The organism is Janibacter sp. CFPM2_SD2 (assembly GCF_057364645.1).
Map to the genome: position 1 here is coordinate 1 of NZ_JBNFOF010000405.1, position 604 is coordinate 604.

1 protein-coding gene is annotated in these 604 nt (G+C 75.0%); it reads right to left on the minus strand.

The features are described from left to right. Positions 1 to 455 (minus strand): thioredoxin family protein (locus AC2W7J_RS18655; protein ID WP_485984300.1); only part of this gene is annotated, 455 nt, incomplete at its 3' end. Positions 456 to 604: the final 149 nt, after the last annotated feature.

The following is a 604-nucleotide window of genomic DNA, read 5'->3' on the forward strand; positions in this document are numbered from 1 at the left end:
CCGGCGGCGTCGAGGTCGTCGGCGCTCGATGGCCTCGTAGGCCTCCTGGTGCAGGGGCGGCAGCTCGTCCTCGGCGCCTCCGGTGGCGGCCGCCGCCGCCTGACCCGTCCGGTGACCCCGTGCTGGACCGCGACCTGCAGCAGCTGGTCGACGACCTGACGGAACTGCTCGCGGTCGACGAGCCCGCTGAAGAGCGGCACCGGCTGCCCGCCGACGAGACCGAGGGCGAGGGGCACCTCGGGCGGCTGGATCGCCTGGGTGATCTGAGGGTTGGTCGCGATGTCGATGCTCACGACCTGCAGGCGACCGTCGAGGGCGCCGGCGATGTCGAGCGCGTCGTCGAGCAGCGCCTTGCTCTGCGGCTGCTGCGACGACCAGACGACGGCGACGGAGGGCACGACGCTGGAGCGGCCGACGATCTGGTTGAAGGTCGCGTCGGTCGCCTCGACGAGCATGGCGTCGAGACCACCGGCGGCAGGTGCGTCGCCAGCGCCGCACCACCAGCGGCACCACGCGGTGCACCGGCGCCAGCGGCCGGGGAGTCGGGACGGGCGGGGGCGCCGGAGCCCTGAGAGGTCCGACGGCGCCGCGCGAGGGCGTCGGG